Source organism: Mesorhizobium sp. M1143, assembly GCF_040318435.1.
In the GTDB taxonomy this organism is placed as follows: Bacteria; Pseudomonadota; Alphaproteobacteria; order Rhizobiales; family Rhizobiaceae; genus Mesorhizobium.
This window is the reverse complement of record NZ_JAMYMJ010000010.1, coordinates 1-16,308: the sequence shown is the minus strand read 5'-3', so window position 1 is coordinate 16,308 and position 16,308 is coordinate 1. Positions and strand designations below refer to the sequence as shown.

At 63.6% G+C, this 16,308-nt stretch carries 16 protein-coding genes; 7 read left to right on the top strand and 9 right to left on the bottom strand.

From position 1 onward, the window contains the following. Nucleotides 1–89: 89 nt before the first annotated feature. Nucleotides 90–647 carry an RNA polymerase sigma factor gene (locus tag NKH35_RS10325; protein ID WP_023734724.1) on the bottom strand — a complete coding sequence of 186 codons (558 nt, stop codon included), beginning with the start codon at nt 645–647 and terminating at the stop codon, nt 90–92. Nucleotides 648–798: 151 nt separating this feature from the next. Continuing rightward, entirely contained in the window at nt 799–1,188 is a 390-nt protein-coding gene (locus NKH35_RS10320) for a DUF427 domain-containing protein (protein ID WP_023734723.1), read from the bottom strand. Nucleotides 1,189–2,007: 819 nt separating this feature from the next. On the opposite strand from NKH35_RS10320, the gene NKH35_RS10315 reads away from it, so the two are divergent. From NKH35_RS10315 to NKH35_RS10300, 4 genes are read left to right on the top strand one after another with little or no spacing between them, the layout of a single operon-like run. Continuing rightward, nucleotides 2,008–2,499: a Csu type fimbrial protein gene (locus NKH35_RS10315; RefSeq protein ID WP_023734722.1), complete on the top strand. Its 492-nt coding sequence runs from the start codon at nt 2,008–2,010 to the stop codon at nt 2,497–2,499. Between the two features lie 26 nt (nt 2,500–2,525). Next, nucleotides 2,526–3,248: a fimbrial biogenesis chaperone gene (locus NKH35_RS10310; RefSeq protein ID WP_031262512.1), complete on the top strand. Its 723-nt coding sequence runs from the start codon at nt 2,526–2,528 to the stop codon at nt 3,246–3,248. Then, entirely contained in the window at nt 3,220–5,631 is a 2,412-nt protein-coding gene (locus tag NKH35_RS10305) for a fimbria/pilus outer membrane usher protein (RefSeq protein ID WP_352914364.1), read from the top strand. Before NKH35_RS10310 ends, NKH35_RS10305 begins: the two co-directional genes overlap by 29 nt. A 14-nt stretch (nt 5,632–5,645) precedes the next feature. Next, on the top strand, nt 5,646–6,590 hold the full coding sequence (locus NKH35_RS10300; RefSeq protein ID WP_023734719.1) for a Csu type fimbrial protein: 945 nt from the start codon (nt 5,646–5,648) through the stop codon (nt 6,588–6,590). Here NKH35_RS10300 and NKH35_RS10295 read toward each other — a convergent pair. From NKH35_RS10295 to NKH35_RS10270, 6 genes are all read right to left on the bottom strand, one after another. Further along, the gene (locus tag NKH35_RS10295; RefSeq protein ID WP_023707120.1) at nt 6,584–7,570 is read right to left on the bottom strand and encodes a branched-chain amino acid ABC transporter permease; all 987 of its coding nucleotides are present in this window, start codon (nt 7,568–7,570) and stop codon (nt 6,584–6,586) included. The two genes, NKH35_RS10300 and NKH35_RS10295, sit on opposite strands and share 7 nt — an antisense overlap. A gap of 1 nt (nt 7,571) precedes the next feature. Further along, entirely contained in the window at nt 7,572–8,459 is an 888-nt protein-coding gene (locus NKH35_RS10290) for a branched-chain amino acid ABC transporter permease (protein ID WP_023671423.1), read from the bottom strand. Nucleotides 8,460–8,634: 175 nt separating this feature from the next. Continuing rightward, nucleotides 8,635–9,339, bottom strand: a complete 705-nt coding sequence (locus NKH35_RS10285; protein ID WP_023734718.1) for an ABC transporter ATP-binding protein — start codon at nt 9,337–9,339, stop codon at nt 8,635–8,637. Next, nucleotides 9,336–10,139 carry an ABC transporter ATP-binding protein gene (locus NKH35_RS10280; RefSeq protein WP_352792485.1) on the bottom strand — a complete coding sequence of 268 codons (804 nt, stop codon included), beginning with the start codon at nt 10,137–10,139 and terminating at the stop codon, nt 9,336–9,338. The genes NKH35_RS10285 and NKH35_RS10280 overlap by 4 nt, the downstream gene beginning before the upstream one ends. Nucleotides 10,140–10,141: 2 nt before the next feature. Then, the gene (locus tag NKH35_RS10275) at nt 10,142–11,350 is read right to left on the bottom strand and encodes an ABC transporter substrate-binding protein (protein ID WP_023689847.1); all 1,209 of its coding nucleotides are present in this window, start codon (nt 11,348–11,350) and stop codon (nt 10,142–10,144) included. Nucleotides 11,351–11,776: 426 nt separating this feature from the next. Further along, entirely contained in the window at nt 11,777–12,367 is a 591-nt protein-coding gene (locus NKH35_RS10270; protein WP_031262508.1) for a YdeI/OmpD-associated family protein, read from the bottom strand. 168 nt (nt 12,368–12,535) lie between these two features. Between NKH35_RS10270 and NKH35_RS10265 the strand changes: the two genes are divergently transcribed. Continuing rightward, nucleotides 12,536–13,150, top strand: coding sequence for a hypothetical protein (locus tag NKH35_RS10265; protein ID WP_023730413.1), 615 nt, complete (start codon nt 12,536–12,538; stop codon nt 13,148–13,150). A 188-nt stretch (nt 13,151–13,338) separates the two neighbouring features. Here NKH35_RS10265 and NKH35_RS10260 read toward each other — a convergent pair whose 3' ends face one another. Next, a complete protein-coding gene (locus NKH35_RS10260) occupies nt 13,339–14,250 on the bottom strand; it encodes a S1C family serine protease (protein WP_023671416.1) in 912 nt (303 codons plus the stop codon). Between the two features lie 431 nt (nt 14,251–14,681). On the opposite strand from NKH35_RS10260, the gene yghU reads away from it, so the two are divergent. Then, nucleotides 14,682–15,551, top strand: coding sequence for a glutathione-dependent disulfide-bond oxidoreductase (gene yghU / locus NKH35_RS10255; protein WP_352914359.1), 870 nt, complete (start codon nt 14,682–14,684; stop codon nt 15,549–15,551). A gap of 197 nt (nt 15,552–15,748) precedes the next feature. Continuing rightward, the coding region (locus tag NKH35_RS10250; RefSeq protein ID WP_352653161.1) for an IS256 family transposase at nt 15,749–16,308 on the top strand (560 nt) is incomplete at its 3' end.

The window sequence follows — 16,308 nt, the reverse complement described above, 5'->3', positions numbered from 1 at the left end:
CGTTACCGGGTGGCCGCGCCCACAGTGCGGACAAGGCCTGCAATCGTGCCGGACCATGCCGTAAGGCGTCATCATGCGATTGGGGCTCGTCATGCCATTGGCGCCCTGATTGGAACCGCCCTGGCCGGGCCTGGCTCGACGATCCTTATCGCGCGGCGGCGCGCATTGTCCTCGAGCAGGCCGCGCAGTTCCTCACGGCCGCGCGCGATGCGCGACATCAGCGTCCCGGCCGGCACGCCGAGCATCTCGGCGGCCTCGGCATAGGAGAAGCCCTCGATGGCGACCATGGTCAGCGCGGCACGGCGGTCCGGGCTGATCGCCTGCAGCGCGTCGATGATCTCGCGCGCGGCGACGTTCTCCAGCTGGTCGGCGGGAGAGGCCTGCACCTCGCCGGCCTCCAGCGGCAGCATCGAGGCCTCGCCACGCCGGTTCACCTTGCGCATCTGGTCAATGAACAGATGATGCATGATCGTGAACAGCCATTTTCGCGGGCTCTCTCCCGTCTGCCAGTTGTCCAGCCGCAGCAGCGCCCGCTCCAGGCAGTCCTGGACGAGATCCTCGGCGGAATCGCGGTCGCGCAGCAGCGAGCGCGCATAGCGGCGCAGGCGCGGGATTTCGTCGAGAATTGCTCTCTGCTTTTCGTCCATGACCTTTTGTCTTCGTTTCGGCATGCCGTTGCCGCAAAACCGCTGCGCCCCCGGGTGAGGACAGCTTTGGCTGATCTGAAAAAATTCCTCTGTTCATGCCTGTCGTCGGCTCCAAAAACGCTGGGCACTTTTGGGCGACAGGCATGACGCGCTAGCGCGGCGTGGCGTCGATGGTGACCCGGTCGGGATAGAAGGCGCCGTGGGCGCGAATCTCGGCCATCTCGTCGAAGGGCTGCTCATAGGCCCACATCGCGTCGTTGCCGGTTTCACTCGCCGGCAGCACGTTCCAGTAGCTGGAGTCGCCCTTGTAGGGGCACAGCGTCGACCGCTCCGTCTTCCTGAGCTTGCGGAAGTCGATGTCCTCGAACGGGATGTAGAAGGAGAAGGGATGGGGCGGCTCGGTCACCATTTTGGCTTTTGCCGAGGAAGCGATGATGGTGCCGTTTGCAAACACGACGACACGCCCGTTGAAGGGCTCGACGGTGATCACCTTGCCCGGATTGCGCCTGAAGCCGGGTGACGGGTTCGCATGCTGATCCATGACTGCTCTCCTTGTCCGCTGGTGGTTCGATGCCGGTCGACGGCGTCAGCTCTCACTGGTCACTGATGGGCCGGCGACAGCGGTCACACGCGACAGCTTCTGGCGCTTTTCGAGCTGTGGCTTTTCATAGGTCTTCTTCATCGTTCTTCCTTTTCTGACGTCTGGCAGCCGGTCCGCGCGGCTGCCGGCCGTGGATCATGGCTCCAAGGGACAACAGGCGCATCTCCCGTCCGGCCGATGCGCCGCCGAAGGAAATCCGGGCCAGCGTGGCAAGAACGATTCGCATGTGTTTCGCCGCGATCCGACGGCGGTGGATTTATCTCAGCCGGGACGGCCATGCTTGGGCCGGGCGGAACACGGTTTTGGCGAATGCGGCCCTGTCAGCACGACCGCAAGGCTTGGACAGGCGCGAACAGCTACCGGCGCGGCTATGGCGATGGCTGCTTGGCGCCGGTGCACGCCGCGAAATATCGATAATAAAGGGCGACAGGTGAGACTCTACAAAATCAAGATGATTTGCCAGATATTTTCGCCTTTTCGGCACGAGAAGCAAAATAAATTTTCGACAGACGAACTTTCACTTCGGAAAAATGTCCATTTCATCTCTGTTAACCAAATATTAACCAAAATTATCCGATACATACCGAAGTTATTCGCTGTCGTAATCCGAGTCTAAGTTGTAATAATCATTGCACAGTTCGCTTCTGACATTACTGTATCGTTGATGTCTTGCGAAGCATGCAACGGAGGAGCTGTAGGAGTGAAATCCGGGTCAAGACTGTGTTGCGAGGAACGGTCTGCCCGACGGAGGAAACACGCATGAGATTGCTGAAATATGCGCTGCTGACGGGAGCGTCGCTGCTTCCCATCCTGCCCGCGATCGCCGCGACCGCGACGGGCAGCATGAATGTCCGCATCACGATTACCGACGAATGCAAGGTGCAGACGGCGAGCGATCTCGATTTCGGCTCGCACGGTGTCATTGATGCGAATGTCGACCAGACCAGCACCATCAACGTGCAATGCACGACCGGCAAGTCCTACAATGTTGGTCTGAGCGCCGGAGCGGGCGCGGGCGCAACGGTTGCTGTTCGCAAGATGACCGGGCCGGCGTCGGCGACGATCGACTACACCATCTACAGGGAAAGCACCCGGACGCAGCTTTGGGGCACCACGATCCCCACCGACACGGTCGGCGGAACCGGCAACGGCGCCATTCAGCCGCTGACGGTCTACGGGCGTGTTCCACCGCAGACGACACCGGCGGCGGGCCTCTACACCGACACCGTTGCGATCACCATAACGTACTGACAATCGATACCAACACGAGGACGATCATGCGATCCATGCTTTCATGCATCGGAGCCACGGCTGTTCTGTTGCTGTGCGCCGGTCTCTCACAAGCCGCTTCGCTCAGGGTGGCGCCGACAGGTCTCGAGCTGATCTCGCCCGACGCCTCGGCGGTTCTCAACCTCAGCAACGATGACCCCAAGCGGCCGATCAATGTGCAGATACGCGTCTTCGCCTGGAGCCAGGCTGGCGGGATCGAGACGCTGACGCCGACTACGGACGTCGTCGCCAGCCCACCATCGACCAAACTCGGACCCAATGCCCAATACGTGGTTCGCGTCGTGCGCGTCAGCAAGGCGCCGGTGCGGGCCGAGGAAAGCTACCGCGTCATCGTCGACGAGTTACCCGACCCGTCGCGCAAGAAGGCCGGTACGGTCGCGCTCGCGCTGCGCTATTCGGTCCCGGTGTTTTTCCGCGACGCCGATGCCGCCGCGCCGGCAGTCGCCTGGAGTGTTTCGCGCAAGGGCGGCAGTCTTGTGCTGACAGCCAGCAATACCGGTGAAAGTCGTCTCCGCTTGTCCAACCTATCCCTGACCCAGAACGGCAAAAAGCTCGGCAACCGAAACGGGCTCGTCGGCTATGTGCTGGGCGGCGCGACCATGCAGTGGCCGATCGGCAGCAGCAAATCCTTGTCCGCTGGCTCCGTGCTTTTGAAGGCACAGAGCGATCTTGGACCCTTCGATGCCAAAGTTGCCGTCAAGGGCAAATAGGATCGCGCTAGTCGTCGCGCTCGCGATTTTCACACCTTTCTCGGCGGTGAACGCGCAAGAATTGCCGGCCGTGACGAACCCTGAAGACCCTGGCCAGCAAGCCGGCCGCAGCCTTTATCTAGAGGTGTTCATCAACGACGTCTCGACCAAACTGATCGGCAGCTTCACCCAGATGCCGGATGGCGGCCTGGCATCGACGCCGCAAGAGCTGAAGGAGGTCGGCCTGAAACCGCCGGAGGACATAGCCGACGCCGGCGGCCTGGTCAGGCTCGACCAGTTGGCCGACGTTTCGTTTCGGATCGATGAGGTAGCCCAGCGCCTCTACGTCACCGCCGCCGACGACAGCCGCGAGGCGCGCATGGTCGATCTCGGCTTGCGCTTGCAGGACCGGCCGGCGCCGCAATCGGGCTTGGGCGCGGTTCTCAACTATTCGCTGTTTGCCAGCTCCAACACATTGTTCGACAAGGACGTCGAGCTGTTCCAAGGCGTTTCCGGCGGCTTCGATGCGCGCGTGTTCAGCCCCTATGGCACGCTCAGCCAGTCGTTCATCGCCGGCTATTCCGATGGCAAGCTGGGCGGCTTTACGCGGCTCAACACGACCTGGAGCTATTCCGACCCCGACCGGCTGATGACCTACCGCGCCGGCGACTTCGTCTCCGGCGGCTTGTCGTGGACGCGGCCGGTCTATCTCGGCGGCGTCCAGGCGCAACGCAACTTCCACCTGCGATCGGACCTGGTGACGCTGCCGCTGCCGTCCTTCGGCGGCACGGCGGCGGTGCCGTCGACGCTCGAGGTCTATACGCAAAACGTGCGTACCTATTCCGGCGACATCCAGCCCGGGCCATTCCAGGTCACCAATTTGCCGGTGTTCACCGGCGCCGGACAGGCCCAGGTGGTGCTGCGCGACAGCCTGGGGCGCGAGACCACCGCCACCTTGCCGTTCTATGCCTCCAGCATGATGCTGCGTCAGGGACTGCTCGATTTTTCCGTCGAGGCGGGCATGGCGCGGCGCAATTTCGGCATCTCTTCCGACGACTATGATGGCCGCGTCATGGGCGTCGCCAGCGCGCGCTACGGCGTGACCGACCGGCTGACATTGGAAGCCCATGCCGAGGGCGGCGCCGAGCTGATCAATGGCGGCATAGGTGCTGCCTTCCCGCTCGGGCCTTATGGCGCGGCGTCGGTGGCGGTGGCCGGCAGCCATCATGAGGGGCGCACCGGCTCGCTGGTCGATGCCAGTGTCGAATTCGGCTATGATGGCTGGGCGATCAACGCTCACATGCAGCGGGCCTTTGGCGGCTATGATGACATCGCCTCGGTGACGGCGCAGCCGGTTCTCGACCCCGACGACTTCACCCGTTTCAGCGCCGGCGTGCCGCGCGCTGTCGACCAGGTGACACTCAGCGTGCCGATGCCGATCGATTTCTCCAGCCTCAACCTGTCCTATACGCATTTGAAGAGCGCCAAGGGCGAAAGCAGCCAGATCGTCGGCCTGTCCTACAGCCAGGCATTCTTCAAGCGCAGCACGCTCTATGCCACGGCCTTCGCCGATCTCGATGACGACAGCAGCTATGGCGTGTTCGCCGGGATTTCGATCCCGTTCAACGACGACATCTCGGCCTCGACAGGCGTCGAGCAAGGCCCTGACGGCCTCAATGTCACTGCCGACCTCGCCAAGGCGGAGCGGGCCGAGGACGGCAGCATCGGCTGGCGGCTGCGCACCTCCGAAGGCGAGGTTCCCAACCGCTCGGCAGCGGTGAGCTACCGGGCGCCGTTTGCGCGCCTCGCGGCCGGCGCCCAGCAGTTCGACAATGATTTTCGCGTGACCGGGCAGATGGACGGCGCCATCGCCGTGGCCGGCGGCGGCGTGTTCGCCACCAATCGCATCGACGACGCCTTTGCCGTCGTCGATGTCGGCACGCCGGACGTGGAGGTGTTGCATCAGAACCGGCCGGTCGGGAAGACCGACAGCAAAGGCCGCATCCTGGTCACCGGGCTGAATTCCTATGAGCCGAACACGGTGTCGATAGACCCGAAGAACCTGCCCGTCGACGCCGATATTCCGACCACCAAGGAGACTGTCGTTCCGGCCGACCGCAACGGCGTCGTGCTGAAGTTCGGCGTGTCGGAGGCGGCGCAGGCCGCGCTGGTGACGCTGGTCGACCCGAGCGGCACGCCGCTCGAAGCCGGGCTTGCCGGCCGCGTCGACGGCGGCACGGAAGATTTCGTCGTCGGCTATGATGGGCAGGCCTACATCAAGGGCCTCGGCAAGCAGAATGCGGTGGTGGTCGGTCTGGCGGACGGCAGCTCGTGCCGAGCGGATTTCCCGTTCGAAGCGGTGCGAGGCCGGCAAGTGACGATCAAGGATGTGGTGTGCCAATGAAAATCCCAGGCCAAATGATGCGCGCTGCAGTCGTTATAATCCTCGTACTGCTGCCGTCGCTGGCCCGGGCGCAGAGCTGCACCGGTACCGTCACCGACATGAATTTCGGTCTCATCGACACGCTGTCGGCCACCGCAGCCACCGCGACGGCGACACTCAACATGAATTGCACCGGCGGCGTGGTGCGCATCCTGTTCTGTCCGAATATCGGCGCCGGCAGTGGGGGTGCTACCTCGGCGGCAGCCAGGCAGATGGCGAGCGGCGCCAACAGCCTTAACTACCAGCTCTATTCGGACCCCGGAATGAGCGTCGTGTGGGGTTCCTATGCCTGGGCCTATGCATCGCGCCCGCCGCCGCAGGTGCTGGTGCCCATTCTCATCGGCAATGCATCCGGCAGCGCCACGATCTACGCTCGGGTGACCGGCGGCCAGTCAGCGGTTCCGCCGGGCACCTATCAGTCGATATTTTCGGGCATCCACGTCGAGTTTCGCTACCAGAACGACCTGCTCGGCAACAGCTGCAACACCGGCTTCGGTCTGACGGCGCCCGATCCGACCTTCACCATCAACGCCACGGTCCAGGCAAACTGCCTGGTCACCACCCAGAACATCGATTTTGGCTCAAAGGGCGTGCTCACCGCTAATGCCGATGCCACCGGCCAGGTCTCGGTGACCTGCACGCCGTCGACCGCCTATACGGTTTCCCTGGATGGCGGCACGACAGGCGGCACGCCGACCAACCGCAAGATGTCGAAGGGGGCCGAGCGGGTCACCTACGGCCTCTACAAGGACATTGCGCGCGCGCAGCCCTGGGGTGATGCCGGAACGCCGGGAAGCACGGTGGCCGGCACCGGAACCGGTACGGCCCAGGCGCTCACCGTCTATGGCCGCGTGCCGCCGCAGACGACGCCCTCGGCCGGCGTCTACACCGACACGGTGGTGGTGACCATCACCTATTGATCGCGGGCCTCCTCGCCGTTGGCCGGCGCCAGCCAGCGCGCGTAAATCTCGCCGACGATGCCGCGGCGAAAGACCAGCACGCAGATCATGAAGATCAGGCCGGTGGCGATGGTCACCGGGAAGCCGGAGGTGGCGAGGGTGTTTTCCAGCCCGACTACCAGGCCGGCGCCGACTACAGGACCGACCATGGTGCCGATGCCGCCGAGCAGTGTCATCAGGATCACCTCGCCCGACATCTGCCAGGTGACATCGGTCAGCGTCGCGAACTGGAAGACGATCGCCTTGGTGGCGCCGGCAAGCCCAGCAAGGGCTGCCGACATGACGAAGGCGGCGAGCTTGTAGCGGCCGACCGAATAGCCCAGCGAGATGGCGCGGTTCTCGTTCTCGCGGATCGAACGCAGGATCATGCCGAAGGGCGAGTTGACGATGCGCCAGACGGCGAAGACGCCGATGAGGAAGACGGCAAGCACGACGAAATACATGTTGAGCGTGACGTTGAGATCGACGATGCCGAACAGATGCCCGCGCGGCACGCCCTGTATGCCGTCCTCGCCTTCGGTGAACGGCGCCTGGACACAGAAGAAATAAAACATCTGCGCCAGCGCCAGCGTGATCATCGAGAAATAGATGCCTTGCCGGCGGATGGCGAGGAAGCCCATGACCAGGCCGAGCACGGCCGCTCCGGCGGTGCCGAGCAGGATGCCGGCCTCGGGCGGCCAGCCCCATGCCTTGACGGCGTAGGCGCAGAAATAGGCGGCGGCGCCGTAGAAGGTGGCGTGGCCGAACGACAACAGCCCGGTGTAGCCGAGCAGCAGGTTGAAGGCGCAGGCAAACAGCGCGAAGCACAGCATCTTCATCAGGAAGATCGGATAGACGAAGAAGGGCGCGGCTATCAGCGCCAGTATGGCCAATGCCAGCAATACCCGCTCCAGCCGCACGGAGGCGGCGGTGCGCTGTTGGTGAAGGGTTGCCTCGCTCATCTCAGGCGTCCCTTCCGAACAGGCCGGCGGGGCGCAGGAGCAGCACGACCGCCATGATGACGAAGACGACGAGGTTCGACGCCTCGGGATAGAACACCTTGGTCAGGCCCTCGGCGAGGCCAAGCATATAGCCGGTGACGATGGCCCCGAGGATCGAACCCATGCCGCCGACCACGACGACGGCAAAGACGACGATGATGATATCGGAGCCCATCAGCGGACTGACTTGGTAGACGGGCGCGGCGAGAATACCGGCAAGGCCGGCGAGCGCCGCGCCGAGCCCATAGGTGAGCGTCAGCAGCAGCGGCACGTTGACGCCGAAGGCCTGCACCAGCTCGGGATTTTCGGTCGCGGCGCGCAGATAGGAGCCGAGCCTGGTCTTTTCGATCAGGAGCCAGGTGCCGATGCAGATAATGAGCGAGGCCACCACCACCCAGCCGCGATAGTTGGGCAGGAACATGAAGCCGAGATTGGTGCCGCCGGCAAGCTGCGCCGGAACGGCATATGGGTTGCCTGACACACCGTAGTAGAAACGGAACACGCCTTCGATGACCAGCGCCAGTCCGAAGGTGAACAGCAGCCCGTAGAGCGGATCCAGGCGGTAGAGCCGCGACAGCGCCACGCGCTCGACCGCCATGCCGAAGACGCCGACGATGAGCGGAACCAGGAGCAGCGCCGGCCAGTAGCCGATGCCGAGATGGACGAGCAGCAGGTAACCGATGAAGGCGCCGAGCATATAGAGTGCGCCATGGGCGAAATTGATGATCCGCAGCAGGCCGAAGATGACGGCCAGGCCGAGGCTCAGCATGGCGTAGAAGGAGCCGTTGATCAGCCCGACCAGCATCTGGCCGAGCAAGGCCTGGACGGGGATGCCGAAGATCATGGTCATGGCGTCACCGAGGGTGTTGCAAGCGGGATGCGTCTGTGCGGCACGTACCCCCACCCGGACCTTCGGTCCGACCTCCCTACAAGGGGGAGGTAGGGCGGTGGCCCTCCACCCTCCCCCTTGTGGGGAGGGTCGCTGCGCAGCAGCGGGGTGGGGGTACTGCCGTGGGCTGTCGTCATCATACCCCCAACACCTCGTGCAGCTGTTGCGTGTGAGCGGCAAGCTCGCTTGCGGCAAAACCCTCCACCACCTTGCCATGCTCCATCAGATAGAAGCGGTCGGCGATGCGCGCGGCGAAGCGGAAATTCTGCTCGACGAGCAGGATGGTCATGCCGCGCTTTTTCAAGGTCGCCAGCAGTTCGCCGATGAGCTGGACGATGACCGGCGCCAGGCCCTCGGTCGGCTCGTCGAGCAGCAGCATCTGCACGCCCGTCCGCAGGATGCGGGCCATGGCCAGCATCTGCTGTTCGCCGCCGGAGAGTTTGGTGCCGGGGCTGTTGCGGCGCTCCTTGAGGTTGGGAAAGAGATCGAAGATTTCCTCGACGCTCATGCCGCCCTTGGCCACCACCGGCGGCAGGATCAGGTTTTCGTCGACGGTGAGCGTGGCGAAGATGCCGCGCTCCTCCGGCACGAAGCCGATGCCGCGATGGGCAACACGATGCAGCGGCAGGCGCATCAGGTCGCTGCCGTCGAACGCGACGCTGCCGCTGCGCTTGCGGACCAGCCCCATGATGGCGCGCAGCGTTGTGGTCTTGCCGACGCCGTTGCGGCCGAGCAGCGTCACGGTCTCACCGCGAAAAACGTCGAGGTTGACGCCATGCAGCGCATGGCCCTCGCCATACCAGGCATGGAGATCGCGCACGGCAAGCAGCGGCTCACTCATGCTCGGTCCCCCTGCTCGGTCCCCATGTAGGCGACCCTGACGCGCTCATCGTTGCTCACCGTCGCGTAGTCGCCGGCGGCGAGCACCTGGCCGCGCTGCATGACGGTGATCCAGTCGCAGAGGTCGGCGACGACGGTGAGATTGTGCTCGACCATCAGCACGGCGCGGTCCGTTGCCAGCGAGCGGATGATGCCGGAAATGACACCGACATCCTCGTGCCCCATGCCGGCCATCGGCTCGTCGAGCAGCAGCACTTTCGGGTCGAGCGCCAGCGTGGTGGCGATCTCGAGCACGCGCTTCCTGCCATAGGAGAGATCGCCGGCCGGACGATGCGCGACATCGTCGAGACCGACGACGGCAAGCAGTTCGCGCGCCCGTGGAGTCAGTTGGTCAAGCGCGGCCAGCGAGCGCCAGAACTGGAAGCCGAGCCCGCTCGGCCGCTGCAAGGCGACGCGGACATTGTCGAGCACGCTCAGATGCGGAAAGATCGCCGATATCTGGAACGAGCGGACGAGACCCATGCGGGCCACCCTGGCCGGCGCGGTGCGGGTGATGTCGTTGCCCAACAGTTTGATCCTACCGCTGCTCGGCTGCAGGAACTTGGTCAAGAGGTTGAAGATCGTCGTCTTGCCGGCGCCGTTCGGCCCGATCAGCGCATGGATCTGGCCGTGATGGACGTCGAGGTCGACATTGTTGACGGCGACGAAACCGGCAAAGTCGCGCCGCAGGCCGCGGGCGGAAAGCACCACCCGCGGCTGGATTTCGGCACCGTCCTGCTGGACGGCCACGGCTTGCACCATCGTCACTTGGTGACGAGCGGGCAGCCGCTGTCTTCGGCCTTGATGAAGGCCTTGTCGCCCGGAATGGTCGCAAGGTAGGTGTAGTAATCCCAGTCCTTCTTCGACTCCTCGGGCTTCTTGACCTGGTAGAGATACATGTCGTGCACCATCGAGCCGTCGGCCTGTACCTTGCCGTTGGCGTTGATGATGTCGTCGACGGGCATTTCATGGAGTTGCTTGGCGACCGCCTCGGTCTCGTCGGTGCCGGCCTTGTCGATGGCCTTGAGATATTGCAGCACCGCCGAATAGGTGCCGGCCTGGATCATGTTGGGCATGCGGTTGGTGCGCTTGAAGAAGCGCCCGGCGAAGTCGCGGCTCTTGTCGTCGCGGTCCCAGTAAAACCCTTCGGTGAGCACCACGCCCTGCGCCGCCTGCAGTCCGAGGCCGTGCACCTCGGCAAGCGTGAACAGAAGTGCTGCCAGCCGCTGGCCGCCGGCGACGATGCCGAACTCGGCCGCCTGCTTGATGGTATTGGAGGTGTCGAGGCCAGCATTGGCAAGGCCGATAACCTTGGCGCCGGAGGACTGCGCCTGCAGCAGGAAGGAGGAATAATCCGTCGATCCCAAGGGGTAACGCACCTCGCCCAGCACTTTGCCGCCGCTTGCCTCAACAACCTTTGAGGTCTGCTCCTTCAGCGAATAGCCGAAGGCATAGTCGACGGTGATGAAATACCAGCTGTCTCCGCCCTGCTGCACCAGCGCGCCGCCGGTGCCGACCGCCTGCGAGTGAGTATCGTAAGCCCAGTGGAAACCGTAGGGCGAGCATTGCTTGCCGGTCAGGTCGGCCGATGCCGCTCCGGTGACGATGTCGATCTTCTTCTTTTCCTTGGACAACCCCTGGACGGCGAGCGCCACCGAGGATGTCGTCAGTTCCATGATCGCGTCGACCTGCTCGGTGTCGTACCACTGGCGCGCAATGTTGGAGGCAATGTCGGGCTTGTTCTGGTGATCGGCGTTGACGATCTCGATTGGCGCGCCCTGCACCTTGCCGCCAAAATCCTCGACCGCCATCCTGGCGGCCTCGACCGACCATTTGCCGCCGAAATCGGCATAGACGCCCGACTGGTCGTTGAGGATGCCGATCTTGACCTTGCCGTCGGAAATTTCGCCGGCCGCCGCCGGCATCGCAGTCGCCGCAAGCAGCGCGGCTGAGACGAGATAGGATGCTTTCACAGGTGGTTCCTCCCTTGTGGCCGACGCCGGGAAACGCGGCGGCCTTGCAATGGTTCAACAGTTCCGTCCGGTTCTCGCTGAATCCGGGCCAGCGCCCGTCACTTCTCCTCTTGGCAACCCCTCCGCCCTGGGTGCGCCGGGAACCGTAGCATCACATTTCGCGAGGCGAGAATGCTATTTTCGCAGCATGGCGTGCAGGCATAACGACAAGCCTTGGAGGCCGAGTTCCTTCACCCCCCTCTGTCCTGCCGGACATCTCCCCCTCAAGGGGGGAGATTGGTTGTCACTGCCGCCGTTGCCAGTCGCCGACGTTGCAGGGTGGCGCCGTCAGCGAAGCTGCTGATCTCCCCCCTTGCGGGGGAGATGTCCGGCAGGCCAGAGGGGGGTGTTCAAGCGCTAGCTTATGAGTGACTAGGAGCGAACGCCTCACCGATTCTGCGGATAGATCGTCTCGCCGCGCTTCAGCATCGCGACGAAAGCCTCGATCTTCTTCTTGCGCCCCGCCTCCGTCTTCATGTTGTGGGTGCGGAAGGCGAGCGCGAAGCGGTTTTGGGCGGAAAGCTTCGCCAGCATCTCTTTCGCCTTTGGCTCGGCATCGATGGCGGCCTGCAGATCGGCGGGGATTTCCATGGCTGAGCCATAGGCACGGTCCCAGCGGCCGTCGGCCTTGGCCGCCTCGACCTGTTTCAGCCCGTGTTCGGTCATGCGGCCCTCCGCGACCAGGCGGGCAACATTGTCGATGTTGATCTTGCTCCAGATGCTCTTCTTGCCGCGCGGCGTGTAGCGCTGCAGAAAGCTCTTGTCGTCGAGCCCTTTGCGTACCGCGTCGATCCAGCCGAAGCACAGCGCCACGTCGATGGCCTGCTTCGGCGTGATCGAGGCGAGGCCCGAGCCGACCTTGTGGACCTTGATCCAGACCTCGCTCTCGCCGGCATGATTTTCGCGCAGCCAGGCGTAAAAACTGTCGGGATCGGGGAATTCATGAACCTTGTCGGGATCGACCTTGAACGGCGCCATCATCACCTCGTTGTTGCCGGGCCGGCTGTATCGGCTGTCGATGCCAGTTTCCGTCAGCTGCGTCGATAATCCCTAACTATTCCGCACTGGCTTGCGCCGCAGCCGACGCCCGTGGCAGTTTCCTGCTGGTCAGCCGGGCAAGGCAGACTGCAATTCGGGGGAAATGCCATGCGAGCGATGTTACTCGGCCTCATCCTTCTGCTGCCGGCCTCGGCACTGGCCGAACCGATCGAAACCCAGAAAATCATCACCGCGCTGACCGGCGACTTCAATGGCGACGGCGCCGCCGATCTGGCGATGATCGTCGAGACCGAGCCCGAAGACGATACCATGGACATGCATTTCTTCCTGAGGGACAAAAAGTACAATTTTCTGAAACCCGCCGGCGTCGTGCATGAGCAGGTCTACGGCGAATGGAACGACTACGACCAGCCGCATTATGAGGGCTCCGGCATCGAACCGGAGTTGACCTTGCTGCCCAACGGCTCGATCAAGATCTATCTGCCGGGGCTGATCGGCCCCGGCGAGCGGACCGACATGACGCTGACCATCGCCTGGCGCAACGAAGCCTTCGTCGTCGCCGGCGTTGCCTATGACCATTACAAATACCAGTCCGTTGTCGTCTACAGCAGCTGCGACTACGACGTGCTGACCGGCAAGGGCAAAAGTATGCAGACGCAGGATGATGACAGCAAGGTGAACAGTATCGTGTCTGTCGAAGGCCAGGTCGTGCCCTTCGCGGAGTGGGACACGGGGACGCCTTTTAGGGTATGCGGGGATTGAGGGGGCAGCCAATCTCCCCCCTCGTGGGGAGATGGCCGGCAGGGGGGCCGCTGTCCCGCCAACGCACCGGCCAGTGTCAGCCACGTTTATCCCGCGATTCTTGTCAGAAAATAGATCGAGAGGTCGCGATTCTTCGCGCCCCCCCTCTGCCCTGCCGGGCATCTCCCCCACTTGGGGGGAGATTGGCTTCACTGCAGATGCGGTTTCTTCAAAAAGCTGTTTCGGTCGGCGGATTTCACTCGCAGCCAAGTCTCACGACCGTCACGCACGACCCTGAGAGGAATCTCCGAACCCGCCGGATTCTGCCATAGCTTGCGGTAGAAATCGGCGAGCCCGTCGACCTCGCCATCGCGCACGTCGGAGATGATGTCGCCCTGGCGCAGGCCGGCCTTGGCGGCGGGGCCGCCTTCGGCGACGCTCATCACCACGACCGCACCGTTGCTCTCGGCCGAGAAGGCGCCGAGCCATGGACGTGGCGGCTTCGCCACCTGGCCGCGCGTCAGCAGATCGTCGAGGATCGGGGTCAGAAGGTTGATCGGCACGACCATGTTGATGTCAGCGACCTCGCCGTTGCGGCTCATCTGCAAAAGCAGCGAACCGATGCCGAGCAGGCTGCCATCCTGGCCGATGAGCGCCGCGCCGCCCCAGGACGGATGCGCCGGGGCAATGAAGATCGCCTCGTCGAGCAGATATTCCCAATAGCCGGCGAATTCCTGCTTGGTGACGATGTGTGCCTTGACCGAGCGGCCGGTGCCGTCGGCAAACACCACGGGGTCGCCGATCTTGGCCTTCGAGGCGTCACCCAGCGCCACCGCCGGCAGGCCGAGCGGCGCCAGCGCCTGCACCAGGCCGAAGCCTGTCTCCTGGTCATAGGCCAGCGCATGCGCCGGCACGACGCGGCCGTCCTGGTCGGTCAGCCAGACTTCCTCGGCCTCGGTGATGAGATAGCCTATGGTGAGCACCAGCCCGTCGCCGCGGATGACGACGCCGCTGCCTTCCCGGCGCGTGCCCAGGGCATTGGCCGTGAAGGCATCGTCGGGAACCATGGCGCGCACGCCAACGACGGAGCGCAAGAGCGGGGAAACGGGATCGATGGGCATGCTTTCATCCTGGCAGATTATGCGTGGGCAGTATCCTCTATAGGTATGCCGCGCTGCACAGGGCGCAAGGGCTTAGGCAACAAGGCAATCATTTCAGAGGCTGGCGCTGCTCCTCGTCCGCCTGCCGGCACCTTCTCCCCCGTATAGCGACGGGGAGAAGGGAGATGGCCGCAACATCGGCGCTCTTGGCAACGCTGGCAATTGGCGAAATCAGTAGGCGACAGCGTCCTTCTCGCCGTCACTATACGGGGAGAAGTGCCCGGCAGGGCCATGAGGGGCGGCGCCGACATCGATAATAGTTCAACACAAGTTGAACCTTTCTGAATTGCACCTATGTGTTCCCGTATCTAGGTTCCGCCGACTTTTCCGCCATCAGTCTCGCGCCCTCGCGCAAGTCGTTTTCGCCCCGCCAAACCCAAGGAATTTCCCGCATGACCGAATACACCCCGCCGAAAGTCTGGAGCTGGAAGAAAGCCAATGGCGGCACGTTCGCCAGCATCAACCGGCCTATTGCCGGTCCGACGCTTGACAAGGTGCTGCCGGTCGGCAAGCATCCGCTGCAGCTCTATTCGCTGGCGACGCCGAATGGGGTCAAAGTGACTGTCATGCTGGAGGAGCTTCTGGCGCTCGGCCACAAGGGCGCCGAATACGACGCCTGGCTGATCCGCATCAACGATGGCGACCAGTTCGGCTCGGGGTTTGTCGAGGTCAACCCCAACTCCAAGATCCCGGCGCTGCTCGACCGCAGCGGCAAGACGCCTGTCCGCGTCTTCGAGTCCGGTTCGATCCTGCTTTATCTCGCGGAAAAGTTCGGCGAGTTCCTGCCGACCGAACAGCCGGCGCGCGCGGAAACCTTGTCGTGGCTGTTCTGGCAGATGGGTTCGGCGCCCTATCTCGGCGGCGGCTTCGGCCATTTCTACGCCTATGCGCCGGAAAAGTTCGAATACGCCATCGACCGCTTCGCCATGGAGACCAAGCGCCAGCTCGACGTGCTCGACCGGCGGCTGGCAGAGACCGAATATCTCGGCGGCGCCTTCTATTCGATCGCCGACATGGCGGTATGGCCCTGGTATGGCGGCCTGGCGCTCGGCCGCATGTACAATGATTCCGCCGAGTTCCTGTCGGTACAGGACTACGAGCACGTACAACGCTGGGCCAAGGCGATCGACGCCCGCCCGACCGTGCAACGCGGCCGCATGGTCAACCGCGCCTTCGGCGACCCCGCCATGCAACTGCACGAGCGCCACGACGCCAGCGATTTCGAGACGAAGACGCAGGATAAATTGGTGGTGGCGGAGTGACTTTTTTACCCTCCCCCTTGTGGGGAGGGTCGATCCGCAAAGCGGATCGGGGTGGGGGTCGGCGCCAAGCACCCCCACCCGACCTTCGGTCGACCTCCCGGTAGTGTGCTGAGAGTTCTGCAAATTCGCTGAGAGGGGGCGGTCATGGCAGGCTGGTGATTGTTCACGTCACCTGATTCCCGCGAAGGAACGCCACCATGACCAAGACTGAAGTTAAGACCGCCAGCGCTGCCGTCAAAGACATTTTGCTTTCGAACCCGGATGGATTGCACGAAGTGCTCCGTGCGGTGATGCAGGAGGTGCTTGAGGCCGAGATGGACGAGGCGCTGGGTGCCTCGAAGAGCGAGCGCACGCCCGAACGGCTTGGCTATCGCTCGGGCTATTACGGCCGTACCCTTGTGACGCGGGTCGGCAAGCTCGAGCTGCGGGTTCCGCAGGACCGGGCCGGGCGCTTCTCCACCGAGCTGTTCGAGCGCTACCAGCGTTCCGAGCGGGCCTTGGTGGCGACACTGGCGGAGATGTATGTGCAGGGCGTGTCGACCCGCAAGGTGAAGGCGATCACGGAAGAACTGTGCGGCCATGCCTTCTCGGCCTCGTCGATCTCGGCCATCAACAAGCGGCTGGACGAGAGCCTCGCTGCCTTTGCCAGGCGCCCCCTTCAAGAGCCGTTTCCTTACCTCATCCTCGATGCGCGCTACGAGAAGGTGCGTGAAGCCGGTGTTGTCATGAGCCAGGCGGTGCTGATCGCGGTCGGTAT